General features: G+C 70.0%; 20 protein-coding genes and 1 pseudogene. 12 read left to right on the top strand and 9 right to left on the bottom strand.

Going from position 1 to position 21,762, the window contains the following annotated elements:
• Window position 1 precedes the first annotated feature (1 nt).
• Window positions 2–1,393 carry a D-alanyl-D-alanine carboxypeptidase family protein gene (locus ACFSJG_RS06515; protein WP_378484449.1) on the top strand — a complete coding sequence of 464 codons (1,392 nt, stop codon included), beginning with the start codon at window positions 2–4 and terminating at the stop codon, window positions 1,391–1,393.
• A 9-nt stretch (window positions 1,394–1,402) separates the two neighbouring features.
• Here ACFSJG_RS06515 and yhjD read toward each other — a convergent pair whose 3' ends face one another.
• The 5 genes from yhjD to ACFSJG_RS06490 form a co-directional block, all read right to left on the bottom strand.
• The gene (gene yhjD, locus ACFSJG_RS06510) at window positions 1,403–2,434 is read right to left on the bottom strand and encodes an inner membrane protein YhjD (RefSeq protein ID WP_378484398.1); all 1,032 of its coding nucleotides are present in this window, start codon (window positions 2,432–2,434) and stop codon (window positions 1,403–1,405) included.
• A gap of 41 nt (window positions 2,435–2,475) precedes the next feature.
• Entirely contained in the window at window positions 2,476–3,510 is a 1,035-nt protein-coding gene (gene trpS, locus ACFSJG_RS06505) for a tryptophan--tRNA ligase (RefSeq protein WP_378484397.1), read from the bottom strand.
• A gap of 41 nt (window positions 3,511–3,551) precedes the next feature.
• Window positions 3,552–4,355 (bottom strand): exodeoxyribonuclease III, encoded by an 804-nt coding sequence (locus tag ACFSJG_RS06500; RefSeq protein ID WP_378484396.1) that lies wholly within the window; start codon window positions 4,353–4,355, stop codon window positions 3,552–3,554.
• 198 nt (window positions 4,356–4,553) lie between these two features.
• Window positions 4,554–5,720: an MFS transporter gene (locus ACFSJG_RS06495; RefSeq protein ID WP_378484448.1), complete on the bottom strand. Its 1,167-nt coding sequence runs from the start codon at window positions 5,718–5,720 to the stop codon at window positions 4,554–4,556.
• Window positions 5,721–5,894: 174 nt separating this feature from the next.
• Complete coding sequence (locus ACFSJG_RS06490; protein ID WP_378484395.1) at window positions 5,895–7,112, bottom strand: NADP-dependent isocitrate dehydrogenase; 1,218 nt, start codon at window positions 7,110–7,112, stop codon at window positions 5,895–5,897.
• Between the two features lie 345 nt (window positions 7,113–7,457).
• On the opposite strand from ACFSJG_RS06490, the gene ACFSJG_RS06485 reads away from it, so the two are divergent.
• Complete coding sequence (locus tag ACFSJG_RS06485; protein ID WP_378484394.1) at window positions 7,458–8,288, top strand: shikimate 5-dehydrogenase; 831 nt, start codon at window positions 7,458–7,460, stop codon at window positions 8,286–8,288.
• 6 nt (window positions 8,289–8,294) lie between these two features.
• Here the strand turns inward: ACFSJG_RS06485 and ACFSJG_RS06480 are convergent, their stop codons facing one another.
• Entirely contained in the window at window positions 8,295–9,551 is a 1,257-nt protein-coding gene (locus ACFSJG_RS06480; protein WP_378484393.1) for a serine hydrolase domain-containing protein, read from the bottom strand.
• 137 nt (window positions 9,552–9,688) lie between these two features.
• Here ACFSJG_RS06480 and ACFSJG_RS06475 point away from each other — a divergent pair, with 137 nt between their 5' ends.
• Window positions 9,689–10,138, top strand: coding sequence for an acyl-CoA thioesterase (locus ACFSJG_RS06475; protein ID WP_378484392.1), 450 nt, complete (start codon window positions 9,689–9,691; stop codon window positions 10,136–10,138).
• Window positions 10,139–10,144: 6 nt separating this feature from the next.
• On the opposite strand, the gene ACFSJG_RS06470 is transcribed toward ACFSJG_RS06475, so the two are convergent.
• Window positions 10,145–11,176, bottom strand: coding sequence for a phosphotransferase family protein (locus ACFSJG_RS06470; RefSeq protein ID WP_378484391.1), 1,032 nt, complete (start codon window positions 11,174–11,176; stop codon window positions 10,145–10,147).
• Window positions 11,177–11,333: 157 nt separating this feature from the next.
• Entirely contained in the window at window positions 11,334–11,732 is a 399-nt protein-coding gene (locus tag ACFSJG_RS06465) for a hypothetical protein (protein WP_378484390.1), read from the bottom strand.
• Between the two features lie 210 nt (window positions 11,733–11,942).
• Between ACFSJG_RS06465 and pdhA the strand changes: the two genes are divergently transcribed.
• Genes pdhA through ACFSJG_RS06445 form a run of 4 tightly spaced genes read left to right on the top strand, consistent with a single transcriptional unit; the run spans window position 11,943 to window position 16,482 of the window.
• Window positions 11,943–13,031 (top strand): pyruvate dehydrogenase (acetyl-transferring) E1 component subunit alpha, encoded by a 1,089-nt coding sequence (gene pdhA / locus ACFSJG_RS06460; RefSeq protein WP_378484389.1) that lies wholly within the window; start codon window positions 11,943–11,945, stop codon window positions 13,029–13,031.
• A complete protein-coding gene (locus ACFSJG_RS06455; RefSeq protein WP_378484388.1) occupies window positions 13,028–14,014 on the top strand; it encodes an alpha-ketoacid dehydrogenase subunit beta in 987 nt (328 codons plus the stop codon). Before pdhA ends, ACFSJG_RS06455 begins: the two co-directional genes overlap by 4 nt.
• Window positions 14,011–15,225 (top strand): dihydrolipoamide acetyltransferase family protein, encoded by a 1,215-nt coding sequence (locus tag ACFSJG_RS06450; protein WP_378484387.1) that lies wholly within the window; start codon window positions 14,011–14,013, stop codon window positions 15,223–15,225. The genes ACFSJG_RS06455 and ACFSJG_RS06450 overlap by 4 nt, the downstream gene beginning before the upstream one ends.
• A 39-nt stretch (window positions 15,226–15,264) precedes the next feature.
• The gene (locus tag ACFSJG_RS06445) at window positions 15,265–16,482 is read left to right on the top strand and encodes an MFS transporter (RefSeq protein ID WP_378484386.1); all 1,218 of its coding nucleotides are present in this window, start codon (window positions 15,265–15,267) and stop codon (window positions 16,480–16,482) included.
• Here ACFSJG_RS06445 and ACFSJG_RS06440 read toward each other — a convergent pair.
• Entirely contained in the window at window positions 16,479–17,087 is a 609-nt protein-coding gene (locus ACFSJG_RS06440) for a TetR/AcrR family transcriptional regulator (RefSeq protein WP_378484385.1), read from the bottom strand. The two genes, ACFSJG_RS06445 and ACFSJG_RS06440, sit on opposite strands and share 4 nt — an antisense overlap.
• Before the next feature lie 128 nt (window positions 17,088–17,215).
• Between ACFSJG_RS06440 and ACFSJG_RS06435 the strand changes: the two genes are divergently transcribed.
• The 5 genes and pseudogenes from ACFSJG_RS06435 to ACFSJG_RS06415 form a co-directional block, all read left to right on the top strand.
• Window positions 17,216–18,319: an alpha/beta hydrolase gene (locus ACFSJG_RS06435; protein ID WP_378484384.1), complete on the top strand. Its 1,104-nt coding sequence runs from the start codon at window positions 17,216–17,218 to the stop codon at window positions 18,317–18,319.
• Window positions 18,241–19,698, top strand: a pseudogene (locus tag ACFSJG_RS06430) (flavin monoamine oxidase family protein); the annotation flags it as partial. The gene ACFSJG_RS06435 and the pseudogene ACFSJG_RS06430, both read left to right, overlap by 79 nt.
• Complete coding sequence (locus tag ACFSJG_RS06425; protein ID WP_378484383.1) at window positions 19,695–20,207, top strand: SRPBCC family protein; 513 nt, start codon at window positions 19,695–19,697, stop codon at window positions 20,205–20,207. The pseudogene ACFSJG_RS06430 and the gene ACFSJG_RS06425, both read left to right, overlap by 4 nt.
• Window positions 20,204–21,154 (top strand): carbohydrate kinase family protein, encoded by a 951-nt coding sequence (locus ACFSJG_RS06420; protein ID WP_378484382.1) that lies wholly within the window; start codon window positions 20,204–20,206, stop codon window positions 21,152–21,154. Before ACFSJG_RS06425 ends, ACFSJG_RS06420 begins: the two co-directional genes overlap by 4 nt.
• On the top strand, window positions 21,151–21,762 hold a 612-nt coding region (locus ACFSJG_RS06415; protein WP_378484381.1), incomplete at its 3' end, for a class II aldolase/adducin family protein. The genes ACFSJG_RS06420 and ACFSJG_RS06415, both read left to right, overlap by 4 nt.

Raw genomic sequence — 21,762 nt, 5'->3', positions numbered from 1 at the left:
CATGTTCGGCAGCACTGCTTCGACGCCCGCACCGACGGCCACGGCACCGACGCCGCGCCGCCGCGAACAGACTCGTGCCAAGCCCCGCCGCGGCACGCGGGTCTCCGCGATCGCGGCCGTGGCAGTCGGCCTCGTCGGTCTGGCCGCAGCGCCAGCGGCGGCGCAACCGGAGCCCGCGCCGCCTCCCCCGCCGGTGACCAGTCCACCATTCGTGACACCGAACACGGACTCGTGCCCGAACCGGGTGGCGCCGCCACCCGCCATCGACCTCTCCGAGGTCCCCGCACCGGGGCAGACGGCACCGGCACCGCTACCGGTCCCACCGAACCCGGTCGGCGGCGGAGACATGGGCGAGTGCGGGGTGGTGGTCGCCGACGGCACTCCCCCACTGCCGGCGGACATCTCGGCGACCGGGTGGGTTCTCGCCGATCTCGACAGCGGGGAGGTGCTCGCGGCGAAGGATCCGCACGGGCGGTATCGACCGGCCAGCACCATCAAGGCACTGCTGGCTCTGGTCGCCCTCGACGAACTGGACCTCGACGCGACGGTCACCGCGACCGCGGAGGACGCCAACGTCGAGGGCAGCGCGGTCGGACTTGGCAAGGGTGGCACCTACACCAATCGGCAACTGTTGCAGGGCCTGGTGATGGCGTCCGGAAACGACGCCGCGCATGCGATCGCCGCCCAGCTCGGCGGCGACCAGGCGGCGGTCGAGAAGATGAACGCGCTCGCCGTCGAACTCGGTGCCCTCGACACCCGGACCGCGACGCCGTCCGGCCTCGACGGTCCCGGTATGACCACCTCCGCGTACGACCTCGCGCTGATCTACCGGGCGGCGATGAGGAACCCCACGTTCGCCGAGCTGATCCGAACGGAAACCGTCGACTTCCCCGGGTTCCCGAGGGATCCGGCGGATCCGACGAGCACCGACAAGCCCGGCTACCAGCTGTCGAACGACAACCGGCTGCTGTACACCTACCCGGGCGCGCTCGGCGGCAAGACCGGCTACACCGACGACGCCCGGCAGACGTTCGTCGGCGGAGCGGAACGCGACGGCCACCGCCTGGTGGTGACGTTGCTGGCGGCGGACGTGCTGCCGATCCGGCCGTGGGAGCAGGCGACGAGGCTCCTCGACTACGGGTTCGCGCTGCCGGCGGACACCTCGGTCGGCGAACTCGTCGAACCCGGCGAGGTGGGCACGTCCGGCCCCTCGGAGTCCGACTCCGCGGTCACGACGGCGGTCCCGCCCGCGGAGTCGACGGACACCGACTCGGCTGCGTCCTCGAGTGCGGTCTCCGACGACACTCGGACGACCATCGCGGCGGGTGGCGCGGTGATGGCGGTGGTGTTCGTCGCGGCTGCCGGTGTCGCGCAACGGCGTCGGCGCCGCTGAGGACTCGGGTCAGGAGCGGCTCTTGTCGCGGCGACGCCGCGCCAGTCCACCCAATCCGAGGACGGCGACCGCACCGGCCCCGATCAGCGCCGCTGTCTCCCCCACACTTCGCCGCGGGGTCGGCGGCGCGACGGCGATGAGCGCCGGTTCCGGAGGCGGCACGAATGCGCGTTCCTCGGATTCCTTGGTGGTCGCCGCCCAGGCCGTCGAGAACAGGACGAGCCGGGCGGTGAAGTAGATGAACACGAGCAGACCGATGATCGGACCGAACGTCGACCCGGCGGGTCCCTGGGTGACCGACTGCAGGTAGATCACGCCGAGCCGTTTGAACAGTTCGAACCCGATCGCCGCGATCACGGCCGCCTTCGCGGCGCTGCGCAGGGTGACGGGCTCGCGGGGCAGCCGCGCGATCACCCAGGTCAGGAGCGCCCACGTGACAACCACCGCGAGAACCGAGGAGCCGGTCTGGAGGAGGAACTGGACCCAGCCGAGGTCGTCGATGCCGAGGTACTCGGCGACGCGGCGCATGATCCCGCCCTGCGCCAGCACGGTGAGGCCGACGGACAGCACCACGGCCACGAACAGGCCGAGCAGCTTCGACAGGTCCTTGAGCTTGGTGACGACGAAGTTGGATCGGGGATGATGCTGGTCCCACATCGCGGTCAGCGCCTCCCGCATGTTCGCCATCCAGCCGAGGCCGGAGTAGGCGGCGGTGAGCAGGCCGAGGACACCGACGGTGGCGCGGGCGGCGATCGCCGAGTCGATCAACTGGTTGATCTGGTCGCCCAGGTCACCGGGCATCGCCTCGCTGACGGCGTCGTGGATCGACTCGATGTACGAGGGGTTCTGCACGAGGACGAATCCGGCGATCGCGAACCCGACCATCAACAGCGGGAACAACGCGAAGACGCTGAAATAGGTGATGCCGGCGGCGAAGTAGTCGCCCTTCTGGTCCTGGTACCGTCCGCCCGCGCGGATGACGTGGTCGAGCCAGAACCACTGTTGGCGCCGCCGCTCGAGAAACCCCTTCACGTCCGGCACCGGCCGTCACCCTCCCGTCGCCTTCGTTCACCCCACCGCGGTCAGTGCTTCTGCGGCAGGAATCCCACCCTGTCATAGACCTGAGCCAGCACCCGTGAGGACACCTCGCGGGCGCGTTCCGCACCCGCGTCGAGGATCCGGTCCAGCTCGGCCTGGTCGGACAGGAACTCGTCGACCTTCGCGCGGAGCGGTGTCACGAACTCGACGAGCACATCCGCGGTGTCGGCCTTGAGATCTCCGTAACCCTTGCCCACATACCCCTTCTCGAGGTCTTCGATACCTGTCCCGGACAATGCGGACTGGATGGTGAGCAGGTTCGACACGCCCGGCTTGTTCTCCCGGTCGAACCGGATCTCGCGTTCGTTGTCGGTGACGGCCGACCGGATCCGCTTGGCAGAGACCTTCGGATCGTCGAGCAGGTTGATCAGTCCGGCGTCGGACGCGGCGGACTTGCTCATCTTCGACGTCGGGTCCTGCAGGTCGTAGATCTTCGAAGTGCCCTTGATCATCTGCGCTTCCGGAACGACGAATGTCTTGCCGAACCGGGTGTTGAACCGCTGCGCGAGGTCGCGGGCCATCTCCAGGTGCTGGCGCTGGTCCTCGCCGACCGGAACCCGGTGCGGGCGGTACAGCAGGATGTCGGCGGCCATCAGGACCGGGTAGGTGAAGAGGCCCACTGTCGCGGCCTCGGTGCCCTGCTTCGCGGACTTGTCCTTGAACTGCGTCATCCGGCTCGCCTCACCGAACCCGGTGATGCAGTTGAGGACCCACGCCAGCTGGGCGTGCTCGGGCACCTGACTCTGCACGAACAGAGTCGACCGCGACGGGTCGATACCGAGCGCCAGCAGCTGCGCGGCCGCGACCTTCGTGCGCTTGCGCAGGTCCTTCGGGTCCTGCGGCACCGTGATGGCATGCAGGTCGGGGATGAAGTAGAAGGCGTCGAAGTCGTCCTGGAGCTGCACCCACTGCGCCAGCGCACCGAGGTAGTTGCCGAGGTGGAAGGAGTCGGCGGTCGGCTGGATACCGGACAGCACCCGCTGCTTGGCGGTGGGGGCGGACGATTCGGAACTCGACATGGCTCGATCCTTTCATGCCCGCCCCGACGGCCCGGCCCGGGTCAGCGGTAGCGCACCGTCACCGGGGCGTGATCGGACCACCGCTGGTCGTAGGACTCGGCCCGCTCGACGACGGCCTCCTTCGCCCGCTCGGCGAGCTGTGGGGTGGCGACCTGGTAGTCGATCCGCCATCCGGAGTCGTTGTCGAACGCCTTGCCCCGGTAGGACCACCAGGTGTAAGGCCCGGCGATGTCGGGGTGCAGCCCACGCATCACGTCGACCCAGCCGTACTCCCCGAACACGGACGCCATCCAGGCGCGCTCGTTCGGCAGGAAGCCGGAGTTCTTCACGTTGCCCTTGTGGTTCTTCAGGTCCAGTTCCGTGTGCGCGATGTTCCAGTCACCGCACACCACCACGTCCCGGCCCGCTGCGACGGCCGAGGCGGACGTCGCCTGCAGGTGTGCACCGAACGACTCCAGAAATCGTTCCTTCTCCACCTGGCGTTCGGTGCCGACGTCGCCGGACGGCAGGTACAGGCTGGCGACGGTGACGTCACCGAAGTCCGCCTCGAGGTAGCGGCCGGCAGCCACGAACTCGTCGTCACCGTGCCCGATCCGGATCGCGTCGGCGGGCCGGCGGGAGAGCACCGCGACGCCGTTGCGGCCCTTCACCGAGGACTCCGCGGTGTACAGGTGCCAGCCGGCGTCCAGGGCCGGGGCGAGCGTCGCGTGGAGCTGCTTGTCGTCGGCGCGGGTTTCCTGCAGGCAGACGATGTCGGCGTCGGTGGCGGCCAGCCACTCGAGCAGACCCTTCTTGGCGGCGGCGCGGACGCCGTTGACGTTGACAGTGGAGATGACGTTCGGCACGAGTGCACACCGTAACGGACCACCCGGACACCGCACCGTCAGCCGCTGCCGTCGAAAGGCTGAACGCCACGTTCATCTCGTTCAACCGAACGAACGCCACGTTCGACCTCAACCCGCCGAAAGGCTGAACGCCACGTTCATCTCGTTGGAGCGAACGAACGCCACGTTCAGCCGAAGGTGCGGGGGTGTCAGGGGGTGTCAGGCGTGGCAGCGGGCCGAGGTCGGGACGGCACCACCACGGCGTTCGAGGAGGACGGCGACGCCGAGCACGCCGAGCCCGGCGACGGCGAGCAGGGATCCGACGGCGGCGGGTGCGGAGTAGCCGAAGCCGGCCGCGATGACGACACCTCCGATCCAGGCGCCGAACGCGTTCGCGACGTTCAGTGCCGCATGGTTCAGGGCGGCGGCGAGGTTCTGCGCGTCCTCCGCGACGTCCATGAGTCGGGTCTGCAGTGCGGGCACCATCGACGCCCCGGCCAGCCCGATAAGGAACACCAGGCCGAGCGCGACCACCGAGGTTCGGGCCGCGACAGCGAACACGGCGAGGAGCACCGCGAGGAAGGTCATCGCGGCGGCGAGGCTGCGAAGCAGCGCCCGGTCCGCCAGGTGGCCCCCGAGGACGTTGCCCACGACCATGCCGAGTCCGTACAGCATGAGCGCGACCGGGATCAGCGACTTCGACAGTCCCGCGACGTCGGTGAGGGTGGTGCTGATGTAGGTATAGACGGCGAACATGCCGCCGAAGCCGACCATCCCCATGATCAGCGTCATCCACACCTGGACACGGGTGAGCGCGCCGAGTTCGGCGATCGGGCTGGAGGCGGGCATGTCGTCGAGTCGCGGCATCCAGGCGGCGAGGGACAGCACGGTGACCACGCCGATCGCCGCGACCAGCGCGAACGCGGTGCGCCAGCCGAGGTTCTGGCCGAGCCAGGTGGCGACGGGGACGCCGATGACATTGGCGACGGACAGGCCGAGCATGACCGTGGCGACCGCTTTGGCGCGACGGCCGGGTTCGGCGAGATGCGCGGCGACGAGGGCGGCGATGCCGAAGTACGCACCGTGCGGAAGGCCCGCGACGAACCGGGCGACCATGAGCGTGCCGTAGGTCGGGGCGAGCACCGACGCGACGTTGCCGACGGTGAACGCGACCATGAGGGCGACGAGCAGCGTCCTGCGCGGAACCCGCGCGGTGAGGGCGGCGATGGTCGGCGCACCGACGACGACGCCGAGCGCGTACGCGGAGATGACGTGACCGGCGGTCGGTTCGGAGATTCCGAGGCCGGTGGCCATCTCGGGAAGCAGACCCATGGCGACGAACTCGGTGGTGCCGATGCCGAACCCACCGAGAGCCAGCGCCAGCATCGCAAGGGTTCGCCCGCTCGGCCTGCCGGTCGGTTGTTCGGTGGTGAGGATCTGCGTCACCGATCCAGTGTCGTCACCGCGGCGGCGGCTCGGCCACCTGCGGTCCGGTGAATTCGCTCACCCCGGGACGACGCCGGGGCACCCGGATCGTTTTCCGGGCGCCTCGTTCGCACGTCAGGCGCGCGCCTTGCGCAGGTTCTCGTCGAGCGCGCCGAGGAACTCCTCGGTGGTCAGGTAGCCCTGGTCGCCGCCGACGAGCAGCGCGAGGTCCTTGGTCATCTGGCCGCCCTCGACGGTCTTGATGACGACGTCCTCGAGCTGCTGTGCGAAGTCGATCACCTCGGGGGTCCCGTCGAGCTTGCCGCGATGTTCGAGGCCGCGGGTCCAGGCGAAGATCGACGCGATCGGGTTGGTCGACGTCGGCTTGCCCTGCTGGTGCTGCCGGTAGTGCCGGGTGACGGTCCCGTGCGCGGCCTCCGCTTCGACGGTCCTGCCGTCCGGGGTCATCAGCACCGAGGTCATCAGCCCGAGCGAGCCGTAGCCCTGCGCGACGGTGTCCGACTGGACGTCGCCGTCGTAGTTCTTGCAGGCCCACACGTAGCCGCCCTCCCACTTGAGCGCGGAGGCGACCATGTCGTCGATGAGGCGGTGCTCGTAGGTGAGTCCGGCGGCGTCGAACTCCGCCTTGAACTCCTCCTCGAAGATCCGCTGGAACTCGTCCTTGAACATGCCGTCGTAGGCCTTGAGGATCGTGTTCTTGGTCGACAGGTAGACGGGGTAGTTCTGCTGCAGGCCGTACGAGAACGAGGCCCGCGCGAAGTCCTGGATGGACTTCTTGTAGTTGTACATGCCCATGACGACGCCGCCGTCCTCGGGAATGCGGCACACCTCGTGCTGGATCGGCTCGGAGCCGTCCTCGGGGGTGAAGGTGATGGTGACGGTGCCCGCGGTCTGCACCTTGAAGTCGGTGGCGCGGTACTGGTCACCGAACGCGTGACGTCCGACGATGACCGGCTTGGTCCAACCCGGAACCAGGCGCGGCACGTTCGAGATCAGGATCGGCGCGCGGAAGATGGTGCCGCCGAGGATGTTGCGGATGGTGCCGTTGGGTGAGCGCCACATCTTCTTGAGGCCGAATTCCTCGACGCGGGCCTCGTCCGGGGTGATCGTCGCGCACTTGACGCCGACGCCGTGCTTCTTGATGGCGTTGGCCGCGTCGACGGTGACCTGGTCGTCCGTCTTGTCTCGGGACTCGATGCCGAGGTCGTAGTACTCGAGGTCGACGTCGAGGTACGGATGGATCAGCTTGTCCTTGATGAACTGCCAGATGATGCGGGTCATCTCGTCGCCGTCGAGCTCGACGACGGTGCCCTCAACCTTGATCTTGGACATGGGTAGGTCGCGTCCTCCTAGGAAGTTTCCCCTTGCCACACGTTGCCGTCGCTTCGTGAGCGATCGGAAAACCACTCGATCGGTAATTCTGGGCAACCCCGGTCGTCCCCGGGTTGCGAGCCAAACATTACAAGCGTACTGCTATCCGTGCTGCCGAGGAGGGCAACCCCTTCCGCCGTTCGGCGACTCCACGGGAATCAGGCTTTCACCTGCGCTTTCTTCGAGCCTCGGGCGACTTCCACGGAACGTGTCTCGACCACTCGACCCCCTCGACTGTACGTCCAGGTGTGACACGAGTCACTGCATGCGGGAGCGCGCGACTCCCCCGGCGCTTACCGTTGTCGGGTGCGGAACATCAGCAAGGACACCGTCAATCGGGACACGACGCTCTGCATGTCACTGTCCGGCCGGCCGTCGAACATCGGCACCCGGTTCCACAACTACCTGTACGAGGAACTCGACCTCGACTTCCTGTACAAGGCGTTCACCACGACGGACCTACCCGCGGCGATCGCGGGTATCCGGGCCCTCGGCATCCGGGGATGTGGTGTCTCGATGCCGTTCAAGGAGGCGTGCATCGCCCACGTCGACGTGATGCACCCGTCCGCCTCGGCGATCGACTCGGTGAACACCATCGTCAACGAGGACGGCGTGCTGCACGCCTACAACACCGACTACCAGGCCGTGGCGACGCTGCTGCGCGAACACTCCGTCGATCCCGGCAGCACCGCCGCGGTCACGGGCAGCGGCGGCATGGCGAAGGCCGTCGTCGCGGCACTGCACGACACCGGACTGTCCGACGTCGCCGTGATCGCCCGCAACGAGGCGACCGGGCGGGCACTCGCCGCGCAGTACGGCTTCTACTGGCGGCCCGAGCTCGGCGACCTGCGCCCGCAGGTCCTGGTGAACGCGACCCCCGTCGGCATGGCCGGCGGACCGGCCGCCGACGACTCCCCGTTCGGCGACGACGCCGTGAGCGCCGCGGCCACCGTCTTCGACGTGGTTGCGATGCCGTCGGAAACCCCACTGATCCGCGCCGCCCGCGCCGCGGGCAGGTCCGTCGTCACCGGCGCCGAGGTGATCGCCTTGCAGGCGGCCGAGCAGTTCGTGCTCTACACCGGCGTCACGCCGACCGCCGACCAGATCCGGCGGGCGTCGGAGTACTCGCGGGCCTGACCGCCGTCAGCTCGTCGGAGCGGGCGCGGTCGTGACGGCGGACTGCCCCGGCACGGGCGCGTTCTCCGCCAGCCGGTACACGTGGTCCGGCGTGATGACCTGGGTGATCGCGGTGGCCAGCAGCGAGCTCGGTTCGCCACCCTCGTACGCCTCGTCGGTGTTGATCATGATCGCGAGAGTCGTGTCCTTCTCCGGCAGATGGACGACAACGGTCTGGTACCCGGGCAGGCTGCCGTTGTGCCCGAGCCACCCCTCGGCTTCGAAGATCCCGAGGCCGTACCCGACGCCGGGCGCGTACCCCGGCGGACTGACCGTCTCGAGCCGCTGCGCCTGCGTCTCCGGGCTGAGCAGGGTGCCGTTCGCGAGCGCCGGACCCCAGATCCGCAGGTTGTCGAGCGTCGAGATCATCGCGCCCGCCGCCCAGCCCCACGACGGATTCCAGTCGGTGGCGGTGGTCTCGGCCCCGTCGAGCGTCTGCGTGGTGTACCCCTGGGCGTGCGGTTCCGGGAAGGTGGCGTCGGTCGGGAAGCTCGTCTGCTCCAGTTCGAGCGGCGTGATGATCTTCTCGGTCACGTAGTCGGCCAGCGACAGTCCGCTGACCTTCTCCACGACGAGGCCGAGCAGTGTGGTGTTGGTGTTCGAGTACTCGAAGCCCTCACCGGGCGGGAACGTCACCGGCATCGCGAAGGCGTACCCGAGGAGCTGTTCCGGGGTGAACGGCGCATCGGGGTTCGCGAAGAACGCCTTCTGGAAATCCTCGCTCGCCGTGTAGTTCGCGAGGCCGCTCTGCATCCGTGCCAGCTCCCGGATCGTGATCCGGTCGCCTCCCGGCACGCCGTCGACGTACTTGTCGATCGGATCGTCGAGGCCGACCTCACCCTCGTCCACGAGCTGGAGCACACCGGTCACGGTGAACGTCTTGGTGACGCTGCCGATGCGGCTGTAGAAGTCGGCTTCCATGGGCTCGCCGGTGGTCTTGTCGGCGACGCCGTGCGCCTTGACGTAGGTCCCGTCCGGACCCCACACGCCGACGATCGCGCCGGGCACCGACGCCTGCGCCATCGCGGATTCGATGGCGTCGTCGAGACGCGCGGCGACGGCGGCGTCCATCTCGGCGGTCGGTTCGGCTCCCGAGGTCGCGGACGCAGTGGACTCGGTGTTCGAGTCGTCGCCGGAGCATCCTGCGACGACGAGTAGGCCGACCGCGGCGGCGGCGACCATGGCTCGGCGGCGGTTCGGCCCGGTCCCGAAAGCTGGCATCATCGCCGGTCCCGTCGTCGAAGTGTGGTGTGTATCACAAGCTACCGGGTCGGTGGACGCCTCGCCGGGTGGACGCCTCGACCCCGCCTCCCCGGACGGGCGCTCCCGGCCGCCGACGGCGGGTCGCTAGTGTCGAGCGTGTGAGCACCGACGCCGCCGCCGTCCCCACCGCCGCCGATTACCCCGTCCTGTGGCCGGTCCCGACGAGGTGGGCCGACAACGACCACTACGGGCACGTCAACAACGTCACCTACTACTCGTACTTCGACACGGCGGTCAACGCCTTCCTGATCGCGGAGTCCGGCGTCGACATCCGCGAACTCCCCGCGATAGGTGTGGTCGCGGAAACGTCGTGCACGTACCGCAGCGAGCTGAGTTTCCCCGACGACCTGCGCGTCGGACTGGCCGTCGACCGGCTCGGGCGCAGCTCGATCACTTACTCGCTCGCCATCTTCCGCGTCGCCGGCCAGGACCTCGAGCCGGCCGCCACGGGCCGCTTCGTGCACGTGTACGTCGACGCCGAGACGCGACGACCCGTTGCCGTCCCGGAGCAGGTTCGTGCTGCCGTCACCCGGCTCGTGCGGGACTGACCGGCCTCAGCGCAGCCCGGCGGCGTCCGCGGTCTCGCGGGCCCGTTCGACGATGTCGTCGATGAGCTTGACGGACGGACCACCGGTCTCGGCGGTGTTGCGCGGATCGTCCATGGTCCGGCGCAGCACCCCCTCCGCGATGATCGCGAGCTTCCACAGCGACAGTGCGTGCCAGAAGCCGAGCGCCGCAGGGTCTCGGCCGGTTTCCGAGAAGTACACCTCCGCGAGCTCGTCGCGCGTCGGGAATCCGTCCACCGTCGACGCCACGAACGGACCGGTCACCGCGTCGTCGGCCTGCGCCCAGTAGCCGAGCAGCGCGCCGACGTCGGCGAGCGGGTCGCCCAGGGTGGACAGCTCCCAATCGACGACCCCGACGACCTCGCCGTTCTCCTTCGAGGTGATGACGTTGCTCAGGTGGAAGTCGCCGTGGACGAGCGTCGTTTCCGTTTGTTGTGGGACGGACCGCGTCAGCAGCTCGGTCAGCGAGTCGACCGCCGGAACGTCACGGGTCTTCGACTTCTCCCACTGTCCCGTCCACCGGCGCAGCTGCCGCTCCGCGAACGGTGACCGGCTCGCGAGGTCGTCCAGGCCGGCGAGTTCGAGATCGACGCCGTGGATGCTCGCCAGCGCCCGCGGCATCGACAGGCCCGTCGCACGGCGCAGCTCCGGAGTCAGGTCCTTCGCGACACCGATGCTGTCGATGACGATGCCGTCCACGTGACTCATCAGCATCAGCGGCGCGTCGGTGACAGCCGGATCCTCGGTCAGGGCAAGCGCTTTCGGTACCGGGACGCCGGTGCCCTGCAGTGCGGTGATGATCCGGTACTCCCGGGCGACGTCGTGGGCCGACGCCAGCAGATGGCCCAGCGGCGGCCTGCGCAGCACCCAACTCGAGCCGCTGGTGTCCGTGATCCGGTAGGTGAGGTTCGACTGGCCGTTACCGATGCGCTTGAAGGTCAGCGGCGCGAGGGCACCGATCCCGAGGTCCGCGATCCAGGCGGCGACCGCCTCCTCGTTCAAGCCCACGGCATTGCTCATCGACTGCTCCCTCCCTCGCCGGGCGCGAGGCCCGGGCACTGCGACTTCGACGGTGCGCCCATCGGACCCATCGATGCTAGTGCCACGCCCGCCCCGTCGGCCGAATATCACGACACCGCATCGTCGATCCCCGACCGAGGGACGATGCGGAACGGGGTCAGGAGAGCGAGAGCGGCGACGGAACGGCGTCGAACTGCACGGTCGCCTCGGCCCGGTTCCCGCCGGGCGGGTCGAACTCGAACCGTGCGGTGTAGCGGCCGTCCTCGTGCAGGCGTGTCGCGACGGTTCCCAACCCGAGTGTCAGCGACACCGACGAGGTGTGGACGTCACCGTCCGGTTCGGTGACCGTGACGAGCACCGGAGTCGAGGCGTCCGCGCCGACCGGTACCGGACCGACGGTGACCCCCAGGGTCACAATGTTGTTCGCGTACACGGTACCGATCGGGGGAATCGGGGTGAGCTGGTAGTCGGTGGCCGCACCCGCCGGTGGCGCGAGGACCACGGCCACCGCTCCCGCGGCCAGAACCGCCGTCGCGCATTCTCGGATCAGCTTCATCGGTCACTCCCTCGAAGGTCGGTGTCGAACCGGATTGGAGCGGCATCCAGGCTATGCCGACGGCGCCCGGAAACCCGCGGTATCGGTGGGCGTGTCGGGACATGGGGCACCCTTGCGCAGCAGCCGCAAAAGGGGATGCTGGTGGTATGGACTCGGCGCGGTGGGCGCGGTCTCACAAGGACCTCCCCGCCGACGGCAGAGGAGGTCCCGGTGACCGACAAGAAGGTCTGTCCGGTCCAGCTCGTCCAACCGGACGGCAGGCGGGTGCACGGTTCGCCCTACGCGGACGCCGTCACCGACGTCGACACCGCGCGACTGCGCGGGCTCTACACCGACATAGTCGCGGTCCGGCGGCTCGACGCCGAGGCGACCGCCCTGCAACGACAGGGGCAGCTCGGGATCTGGGCACCGTGCCTCGGCCAGGAAGCTGCCCAGGTCGGATCCGCGCGGGCACTGCGTCCCGACGACTACGTCTTCACCAGTTACCGCGAACACGGCGTGGCCTACTGCCGCGGAGTCGACCCCGCACAGTGGCCGCGGATGTGGCGCGGGGTGTCCCTGTCCTGCTGGGACCCCGACGAGTACGCCATGACCAATCCCGCGATCGTCGTCGGCGCACAGGGTCTGCACGCCGTCGGATACGCGCTCGGTGCGCACCTGGACGGCGCCGAGATCGCCACCGTCGTCTATTTCGGTGACGGGGCCACCAGCCAGGGCGACATCGCGGAAGCACTGGGATTCGCGGCGAGCTGGGGCACCGGTGTCGTGTTCTTCTGCCAGAACAACCAGTGGGCGATCAGCGAGCCGGTGCAGGTGCAGTCCCCGATTCCGCTGGCGCAGCGGGCAACCGGGTACGGGATCCCGTCGGTGCAGGTCGACGGCAACGACGTGCTCGCAGTCCTGGCCGTCACCCGCGGCGCAGTCGCGCGCGCCCGCGACGGCGGCGGCCCCGGATTCGTCGAGGCGCTGACCTACCGGATGGGTCCGCACACCACGTCCGACGATCCCACCCGCTACCGCTCCCGCGCCGACGTCGCACCGTGGCAGGCCCGCGACCCGATCGAGCGGGTTCGCCGCCTGCTCGTGGCGGAGGACGGGTGGGACGACGCGTTCGCCCAGCGGGTCCACGAGCACGCCGAGGACACCGCGTCCGCCTTTCGGGCAGGCACCCTCGCGCTCGGCGACCCGGAACCCGCGGCGCTGTTCGACCACGTCTACTCCCGGGCGCATCCGCTTCTCGACGAGGAGCGGACACGGTTCACCGACTACCTGCGGTCGTTCGAGGAGGCGCCGTCATGACCACCACGACACTCGCGGGCGCCGTCAATGCCGGACTGCGCCGCGCACTCGAGGACGACCCGAAGGTGGTGCTGCTGGGAGAGGACATCGGCGCGCTCGGCGGCGTCTTCCGGGTGACCGACACGCTGCAGAAGGACTTCGGCGCGAACCGTGTCATCGACACTCCCCTCGCCGAATCCGGCATCGTCGGAACCGCGTTCGGTCTCGCGCTGCGGGGATACCGGCCGGTCTGCGAGATCCAGTTCGACGGCTTCGTCTATCCCGCCTTCGACCAGATCGTCTCCCAGGTCGCGAAGATCCACTACCGCACCGACGGCCACGTCCGGGCACCGCTGACGATCCGCATTCCGTTCGGGGGCGGAATCGGTGCGGTGGAACATCATTCGGAATCGCCGGAGGCACTGTTCGCGCACACGGCGGGCCTGCGGGTGGTGACGCCGTCCACCCCCGCCGACGCGTACACGATGATCCGGCAGGCGGTCGCCGACGACGACCCCGTCGTCTTCCTCGAACCGAAGCGCCGGTACTGGGATCGCGGCGAGTTCGACCCCGACGCACCACCCGATCTCGACCTGCACCGCGCCCGCGTCGCCCGCCCCGGCGCGGACGCCACCGTCGTCGCGTACGGGCCGACGGTCGCGACCGCCCTCGCCGCCGCCGACATCGCCGCGAGCGAGGGTCATTCGCTGGAGGTCGTCGACCTGCGGTCGCTGTCGCCGATCGACTTCGACACCGTCGAGGCGTCGGTGCGCCGCACCGGGCGGCTCGTCGTCGTCCACGAGGCGCCGGTGTTCGCCGGGCTCGGCGCGGAGATCGCCGCCCGCATCGGCGAACGCTGCTTCTACCAGCTCGAGGCCCCGGTCTTGCGGGTCGGCGGATTCGCCACTCCGTACCCACCGTCGAAACTGGAGAGGCACTACCTGCCCGACCCGGACCGCATCCTCGACGCCGTCGACCGCACCCTCCCCCGAGTGGCGTCGTGACCATCCGCGAGTTCCGGCTGCCCGACCTCGGTGAGGGACTGACCGACGCCGAACTGCTGTCGTGGGCGGTGACGGTCGGCGACACCGTCGCCCTCAACCAGGTGATCGCGGAGGTCGAGACCGCGAAGGCCGCGGTCGAGCTGCCGTCTCCGTTCGCGGGCGTCGTCGCCGAGCTGCTCGCGGAACCAGGCGACGTCGTCCCGGTCGGGGCTCCCCTGATCCGGGTATCCACGACCGATCACGCCGACACCGATGCACCGCAATCAGATCCGGTGCTCGTCGGGTACGGGCCCAGCGCACCGCCGGGAACGCGGCGGGCACACCGTCGCCGCACCCCTACCGCCCCCACCCTCCCGACGGCACCCAGGCCGGACGCGACACCCGCGGCACGCCGGCTGGCCGGGGCGACCGGCATCGACCTGACCACCGTCCACGGCAGCGGGCCGGACGGGGCCGTCACCCGGGCGGACGTCGAGGCCCTCGGCGGCGGAGCGGCGGAAGCCGACGACGAGATCCGCGTCCCGATCCGCGGGATCCGCAGGCGCACGGCCGACTCGATGGTCCGCAGCGCATTCACCGCCCCGCACGTGACGGTGTTCCTCACCGCTGATGTCACCGCAACCGTGGACCTGCTCGACGGACTGCGTGCGAGCGCCGAGCTCACCGACATCACCGTCACCCCGCTCGCCCTGGTCGCGAAGGCGATGCTGGTGGCGCTGCGGACCCACCCCGAGCTGAACTCGAGCTGGGACGAGCGGCGGCAGGAGATCGTGACGTGGCGCCGCGTCCACCTCGGGATCGCGGTCGCCACCGACCGCGGACTGCTGGTGCCGACGGTTCGGGACGCGCACGCGTTGGACCTGCCGGCTCTCGCCCGGGCCGTGTCCGCCGCGGCCGAGTCCGCCCGCGCCTACACGTCGACACCGGCCGACCTGAGCGGCGGCACCATCACCCTGACGAACGTCGGGGTGTTCGGCGTCGACGCGGGCACCCCCATCCTGCCGCCCGGCCAGGCCGCGATCCTGTGCCTCGGTGCCATCTCCCGCCGACCGTGGGTGGTCGACGACCGCGTCGTCCCACGCTGGGTGACGACACTGGGCCTCTCGTTCGACCACCGCGTCGTCGACGGCGAGCAGGCGTCGCGCTACCTCGCCGACGTCGCCGCACTCCTGAGCGGTTCCACCGCACGACCGTCACCGCCTGGAGGGTGACCCTCACGCACGGCGGCGGACCCGCGACAATGGGTGGCGATGGTCCTCACGACGAACTCCCCCACTTCCCTCCGCCGCGCCCGCGCCGCCGTGTTCGGCGTCTTCGCTGTCAACGGCTTCCTGCTCGCCGCCTGGGTGGTGCACATTCCCGCGATCTCGGAGCGCACCGGCATCAGTCACTCCACACTCGGGTGGCTGCTGCTCGTCCTCGCCGGCGCTGCGCTGATCGGAATGCAGGCCGCAGGTCCGCTCGCGGACCGGTGGGGCAGCAAGCCGATGGTCGGCACGGCCGGACTATTGCTGGCGGTCGGCGCGATCGGCCCCGGACTCGCAACCGACACCGCCACCCTCGCCGTCGCGCTGGCCGTGTTCGGACTCGGCAACGGAGCGCTCGACGTGTCGATGAACTCGCAGGCCGTGCACGTGGAGCGGGCGTACGGGCGGCCGATCATGTCGGCCTTCCACGCACTGTTCTCCCTGGGCGGCGTCGTCGGCTCGCTGCTCGGCGCGGCGACACTGGCCCGTGGGTGGAGTCCGCTGACCGCGCTGACCGCGGCGGCCGTGATCGGGGCCGCGCTGATCATCGCGTGCCTGCCCGCGCTGCTTCCACACGAACGTCACGAGCCGCCGGCGGCCGTGGACGCGCCGACCACCCGGGACCGCACCCCGACCGCGAAGATCCTCACCCTGGGTGCGATCGCCTTCGCACTGTTCCTCGCCGAGGGCGCCGCGAACGACTGGAGCACCCTGCAGGTCAAGGAGCACCTCGGCACGTCGGAGTCGACCGCGGCACTGGCCTTCGGGGCGTTCGCGGTGATGATGACCGTCGGCCGCTTCACTGCCGACGGGGTGGCCGCCAGGTTCGGCCCGGTCGCGGTGGTTCGCTACGGGACGCTGATCGCCGCGCTCGGGTTGACGGCGGTGATCGCCTCGGTGTGGATTCCGCTGACCCTCGCGGGCTGGGCACTGTTCGGGCTCGGGCTCTCCGGGTGCATCCCACAGATCTTCACGGCGGCGGGCAACCTGCACGGCGGCGCACCCGGAGTGAACATGTCACGGGTGGTGGGAATGGGATACGTCGGCCTGCTCGCGGGCCCGGCGTTGCTGGGCTGGCTGACCCACCTGATGCCACTGACGGCGACGCTGGCGGTGCCGTTGGTCGTCGTGTTGCTGGCGTCGTGGTTCGCCGGTCAGGTACGTCCGCCGGACTCCACATCGGGCACCGCCGACAGCGGGACCTCTCCGCCGAACGGCTAGCGGATCCGCGAGTCGCCGACGTACGACTCGAGCACCCGGACCAGCAGATCTCGCAGCGCGTCGCGGGACTCGGCCCGCCCTGGTCGGGCGATCTCGTGCAGCGTGAATCCGTCGATCAGGGCGACGAACTGCTGCGCCGGGATGACGGGATCGTCCACGCCGAGTGCGCGCAGCGCGTTCTCGGTCGATTCCTCGAGCGCGCGCATGATGCGGTGCACGGGTTCCGCCAGTTCCGGCCGGCGGCGCGCCGCGAGGTAGGCGTCGAACTGGGCGATCGAGTCCTCGTTGTCCTGGCCGGACACCATCTCGATCATGGCCTCGGCGAGGCCTGCGGCGTCCAGTTCGCCGGACCGGCCGGCATCCAGCAGCGCGGAGACCTTGGCGGTCACGCTGTCGGCGACGCGGGTGATGGCGGCGTCGATGACGTCGTCCACCGAGTCGAAGAAGTAGCTGGTCGTCGACGGCGGGAATCCGGCTTCCTCGGCGACGGCGCGGAAGGTGACGCGTTCGAGTCCGCGGCGCGCGATCGTCCGGATCGCGGCGTCGATCAGGTCGTCGCGTCGCTCACGACCCCGCGTGTAGTGCGTGCGTCCGCCGGTGTTCATGAACCGCGACGATACCCATTCCGCAAAGTCTGGTCATTTGGCCAGACTTTGCCCTAGCATCTGCTCCACCACGGTCCACCCGTCGACTCCACGGACCGACCGCGACGAGCACTCACGCAAGGAGACGCATGACTTCGTCGACACCCCACCCCGCCGACCGCCTGGCACGTGCGGTACTCCGCACGCTCGCCACCCTCCCCCGGCCGGTGCAACGACTGATCGGTGGGCGCCCCCTCCGCATCGACGGCGCCGAACTCGACACGGAGGTGCAACTCGGCCTCCGGTTGATGACCCTCGCCGCCGGAACGACCTTCGAGAACCTGCCCTTGCCGGAAGGGCGGGCGCAGATCGATCGGGAGGCGTGGATCGTCGGCGCCGCCACCGAGGTCGGCGACGTCCGCGACCTCACCGTCGACGGCGCCGACGGGCCGATTCCGGCCCGGCTCTACCGCCCGCACCACCACGCCGGTGAGCGGCTGCCTCTGCTCGTGTACTTCCACGGCGGCGGATTCGTGCTCGGTGGGCTCGGCGCCGCCGACTCGGTGTCCCGATTCCTCTGCGCCAACGCCGGCGTCGCGGTGCTGTCGGTGGACTACCGGCTCGCTCCCGAACACCCCTTCCCGGCCGGCGTGAACGACGCGATCGCCGCGTTCGACCACGCGATCGCCCACGCCGAGGAACTGGGCATCGACCCCACCGCGGTCGCAGTCGGCGGCGAGAGTGCCGGCGGCAACCTCGCTGCCGTGGTGTCACTGGCCACCACGATCGAGGCACGTACCCGGCCGGACCGGCCGGTCCCGTGCTTCCAGCTCCTCTTCATGCCGGTCACCGACCTCAGCACGAAGCACCGCTCGTACGAGCTGTTCGGCGACGGCCTGTTCCTCACCGAGGCGCAGATGGACTGGTACCGAGACCACTACCTGACCGACCCGGCGCAGGCCGTCGACCCACTGGTGTCGCCGCTGCTCGCCGACGACCTGACCGGCCTGCCGCCCGCCTACGTGGCGACCGCCGGTTTCGACGTCCTGCGCGACGAGGGCGAGGCCTACGCGCAGCGGATGCGTGAGGCAGGTGTCGCGGTCGGAACCCGGCGGCACCGGGGCATCGTGCACGGGCTGGTCAACGCCACGGGCGTCGGACATGCCGCGACCGCGGCGCTCGCCGAGGCGGCAGGCGCCCTGCAGCTCGGCCTGCGGTCGTCGGTTCTCGCGACGGACGGCGGAAACCGGTGACGAATCACAGGGACACGATCGTCGTCGGCGCCGGTCTCGCCGGGCTCACGGCGGCGCGGGCACTGCGCGCCGCCGGCCACACCGTCCAGGTTCTCGAGGCGCGTGATCGCGTCGGTGGCCGCACCGTCGACCACCACCTCGGTGACGGGCACGTCGTCGAGGCCGGCGGCCAGTTCGTGGGTCCGACCCAGGACCACATCCTCTCGCTGGCAGCCGAGCTCGGAGTCGACACCTTCCCCGCGTTCGACACCGGCGACAACGTCTACGTCCGGAACGGGGCCACGCGACGCTTCGGCAACGGAGTCCCGCCGGACCCGTCGGCCCTGCTCGATGTCGGGGTGCTCATCTCCCGAATCGACCGGGCGGCACGAGCGATCCCGGTCGACGCGCCGTGGCGCGCCTCCGATGCCCGCGCGCTCGACGCGCAGACCCTCGCCACGTGGTGCCGCCGCGGCGCCGTGACCGACGGCGGCATCGAGCTGCTCGACATACTGCTCGGGTCGGCGTTCGGCGGCACCGCCGCCGACGCGTCCGCGCTGTTCGGACTCTGGTACGTCGCAGGCGCGGGCAACGAGTACACCCCGGGAACCGTCGGGCGGATGATGGGCGTCACCGGAGCTGCCCAGGACGCCCGATTCGTCGGCGGGTCACAACGCGTGTCGCTGCGGCTCGCCGAGGAACTCGGTGACAGCATCTCGCTCGGGTCCCCGGTACGCCGCATCGACCAGACCGGGCCGGGGGTGATCGTGCACACCGACACCGACCGGTGGTCGGCGAACCACGTCGTGGTGGCGGTGCCGCCGGTACTCGCCACCCGCATCGCGTGGGACCCACTGCTCCCCGCGCCGCAGGAGGCCCTGTTCCAGCGGATGAGTTTCGGCACCCTCGCCAAGTTCGAGGCGGTGTACCCGGAACCGTTCTGGCGGGCCGAAGGACTGTCGGGGCAGGCGATCTTTCGAGACCGGTCGTTCCCGGTCTGTTCCATGTTCGACAACTCACCACCCGACGGCGGCCCCGGTGTTCTGATGGGATTCGTCGGTGCGGATCAGTGGCGCACCTGGGCGCCGAAGTCTTCCACCGAGCGGCGCGGTGCGGTGCTCCGCGCGTTCGCCACCACGCTCGGCCCGCAGGCCCTGCACCCCACCACGTGCATCGAGAAGGACTGGACCGCCGAGGAGTGGACGCGGGGCGGACCGACGTCCGTCCTCGCTCCCGGCACCCTCACCGGTCTCGGACGGTGGCGTGACGTCCCGTTCGGGAAGGTGCACTGGGCAGGCGCCGAGCACGTCAATCACTGGAACGGCTACATGGACGGAGCCGTCCGATCCGGCAGGAACGCGGCAGCCGACATCCTTGCCGCCGAAGGGAGTACCGCATGACCGATCGATTCGTGATCCGCGCACACCGGAACCTGGTGGCGACCCCGGAGGAGGTGTGGGCGGTCGCCAGCGACACCCGCCGCTACGCCGACTGGGTCACCAGCGTGCACGAGGTCCACACCCATCACGGGCTCGCCGAGATCGGCGGCCGGTACACCGAGACGGTCGCCTCGATCGGCCCGCTCACCACCCACGCCACGTGGACGGTGCGCGAGCTGGAACCCGAACGATTGCGGATCGACTCCGGGACCGGATTCGCACCCCTGCGCGACGTCGTCAACGTCTTCCGGTTCGCCCCGCTGAGCGGCGGTGCGGCGACGTCGATGACCTACGAGTTCCACTTCGACCTCGCCCCCCGCCCGCTCGGTGCGCTGGTGCACCGCGTCCTCCGCAAGGGGATGGTGACCGACTTCGACCGGTCGATGCGGGCACTCGAAGCGGTCGTGCTGTCCGAACGCGCGGACTCGGGGTTCGATCGACCTACTCGTACAGAAGGAGTGACGGCATGACCACGGATCCGAATCGGGTGCGCGCCCTCGTCGTCGGCGTGCACGTTCTCGACACCCTCGTCCGACCGGTGACGGAGATCCCCGAAGGCCAGGGCGGTGCTCTGGTGGAGCAGATCGCGATGACCGCCGCCGGCACCGCGGCGGCAACCGGCCTGGTGCTGTCCAAACTCGGGGCGTCGGTGCGTTCGGCGGGCGTCGTCGGCGACGACGCTCTCGGCACCCTGCTCACTTCGCTACTCGAACGCGACGGCGTCGACACGTCCCTGCTGCACCGGACGTCCGACGTGCAGACGTCGGCGTCGGTGCTGCCGATCCGCCCGGACGGATCGCGCCCCGCCTTCCACGTGGTCGGCGCCAACATGTTTCTGGCGCAGCACGTTCCCTGGGATGCACTCGACGACGTCGACTTCGTGCATCTCGGTGCGCCCGAGTTCTACGGCGGTGAGGTTGCGGCGCAACTGCTTTCCCGTGCCCGCGCGAACGGCGCCGTCACCTCCGCGGACAGCCTGGCCGCGGGACTGCCGGAGGCCCTCGAGTACTTCGCGGCGGCGTTGCCGCACATCGACTACCTCATGCCCAACGACGAGCAGGTGCTCGGCTGGACCGCCGCGACCGACCTGCACGAAGGTTGCCGTCGCCTCGTCGAGCGGGGCGCACGGTGCGTGGTCGCGACGGCCGGCGCGAAGCCGACCGTCATCGCCACCGCCGAGGGCATCACCGAGGTGCCGACCTACGAGGTCGACGTCGTCGACACCACCGGCTGCGGCGACTCCTTCTCGGCGGGTTTCCTGCGCGGCATCTCGCTCGGACTCGAACCGGTCGACGCCGCGCGACTCGGCAACGCGACTGCCGCCCAGGTCGCCCAGGGGCTCGGCAGCGACCACGGCGCGTTCGACCTGGCCACCGTCCAGTCCTTCGTCCGTGAGCGGGGCGGTGACCCGGAGTGACCGGACACGACCTCGACCTCGCTCGGGCGGAGGTTGCCGCGACGAGCCGCGAACTGGCCCGACAGGGGCTCGTTCTCGGCACCGCGGGCAACGTCAGCGTCCGGGTCGGCGACCTGGTCGCGCTGACCGCGACCGGCGTCACCCTGGCCACGGCGACCGCCGACGACGTCACCGTCGTCGATCTCGACGGTCGCCATCGGAGCGGCCTGCTGCAGCCGACCTCGGAACTGGGCATCCACCTCGGCGTGTACCGCGACTCGGACGCGGCCGCGGTGGTGCACGCGCACTCGGAGGCGGCGGTGGCCCTGTCACTGGTGGCCGACGAGCTCCCGGTCGTGCACTATCAGCAGCTGCTGCTCGGAGGGAAGCTGACGGTGGTGCCGTTCGCACCGTTCGGAACCGAGGAGCTCACCGCGTCGACCCTCACCGCCCTCCGGCATGCGCGGGCGGCAATCCTCGCCCACCACGGAACGGTGGCAGTCGGGTCGTCGTTGCAGCAGGCGCTCGACAACGCAGTGTTGCTGGAATGGCTGTGCCGGGTGTACCTGAAGGCGGCGGCGGTGGCGACGCCGCGGTCGATGACCGACGCGCAACTGCAGGCCGTTGTC

The sequence above is a fragment of the Rhodococcus gannanensis genome (genome assembly GCF_042681175.1).
Taxonomy (GTDB): Bacteria; Actinomycetota; Actinomycetes; order Mycobacteriales; family Mycobacteriaceae; genus Rhodococcus_G; species Rhodococcus_G gannanensis.
Note: the sequence above shows the minus strand (reverse complement) of the source record. Positions and strands in the feature narration are given on the sequence as shown.

Bases quoted from the DNA above. Each gene is read 5' to 3' on its own strand.
- ACFSJG_RS06515 (WP_378484449.1), top strand. From the start codon at position 2: ATGTTCGGCAGCACTGCTTCGACGCCCGCACCGACGGCCACGGCACCG.
- trpS (WP_378484397.1), bottom strand. From the start codon at position 3,510: ATGTCGAGTTCCGAATCGTCCGCCCCCACCGCCAAGCAGCGGGTGCTG.
- ACFSJG_RS06495 (WP_378484448.1), bottom strand. From the start codon at position 5,720: ATGCTGGCGCTGGCTCTCGGTGGGTTCGGCATCGGCACCACCGAGTTC.
- ACFSJG_RS06490 (WP_378484395.1), bottom strand. From the start codon at position 7,112: ATGTCCAAGATCAAGGTTGAGGGCACCGTCGTCGAGCTCGACGGCGAC.
- ACFSJG_RS06480 (WP_378484393.1), bottom strand. From the start codon at position 9,551: ATGATGCCAGCTTTCGGGACCGGGCCGAACCGCCGCCGAGCCATGGTC.
- ACFSJG_RS06470 (WP_378484391.1), bottom strand. From the start codon at position 11,176: ATGAGCAATGCCGTGGGCTTGAACGAGGAGGCGGTCGCCGCCTGGATC.
- ACFSJG_RS06465 (WP_378484390.1), bottom strand. From the start codon at position 11,732: ATGAAGCTGATCCGAGAATGCGCGACGGCGGTTCTGGCCGCGGGAGCG.
- ACFSJG_RS06455 (WP_378484388.1), top strand. From the start codon at position 13,028: ATGACCACCACGACACTCGCGGGCGCCGTCAATGCCGGACTGCGCCGC.
- ACFSJG_RS06445 (WP_378484386.1), top strand. From the start codon at position 15,265: ATGGTCCTCACGACGAACTCCCCCACTTCCCTCCGCCGCGCCCGCGCC.
- ACFSJG_RS06440 (WP_378484385.1), bottom strand. From the start codon at position 17,087: ATGAACACCGGCGGACGCACGCACTACACGCGGGGTCGTGAGCGACGC.
- ACFSJG_RS06435 (WP_378484384.1), top strand. From the start codon at position 17,216: ATGACTTCGTCGACACCCCACCCCGCCGACCGCCTGGCACGTGCGGTA.
- ACFSJG_RS06425 (WP_378484383.1), top strand. From the start codon at position 19,695: ATGACCGATCGATTCGTGATCCGCGCACACCGGAACCTGGTGGCGACC.
- ACFSJG_RS06420 (WP_378484382.1), top strand. From the start codon at position 20,204: ATGACCACGGATCCGAATCGGGTGCGCGCCCTCGTCGTCGGCGTGCAC.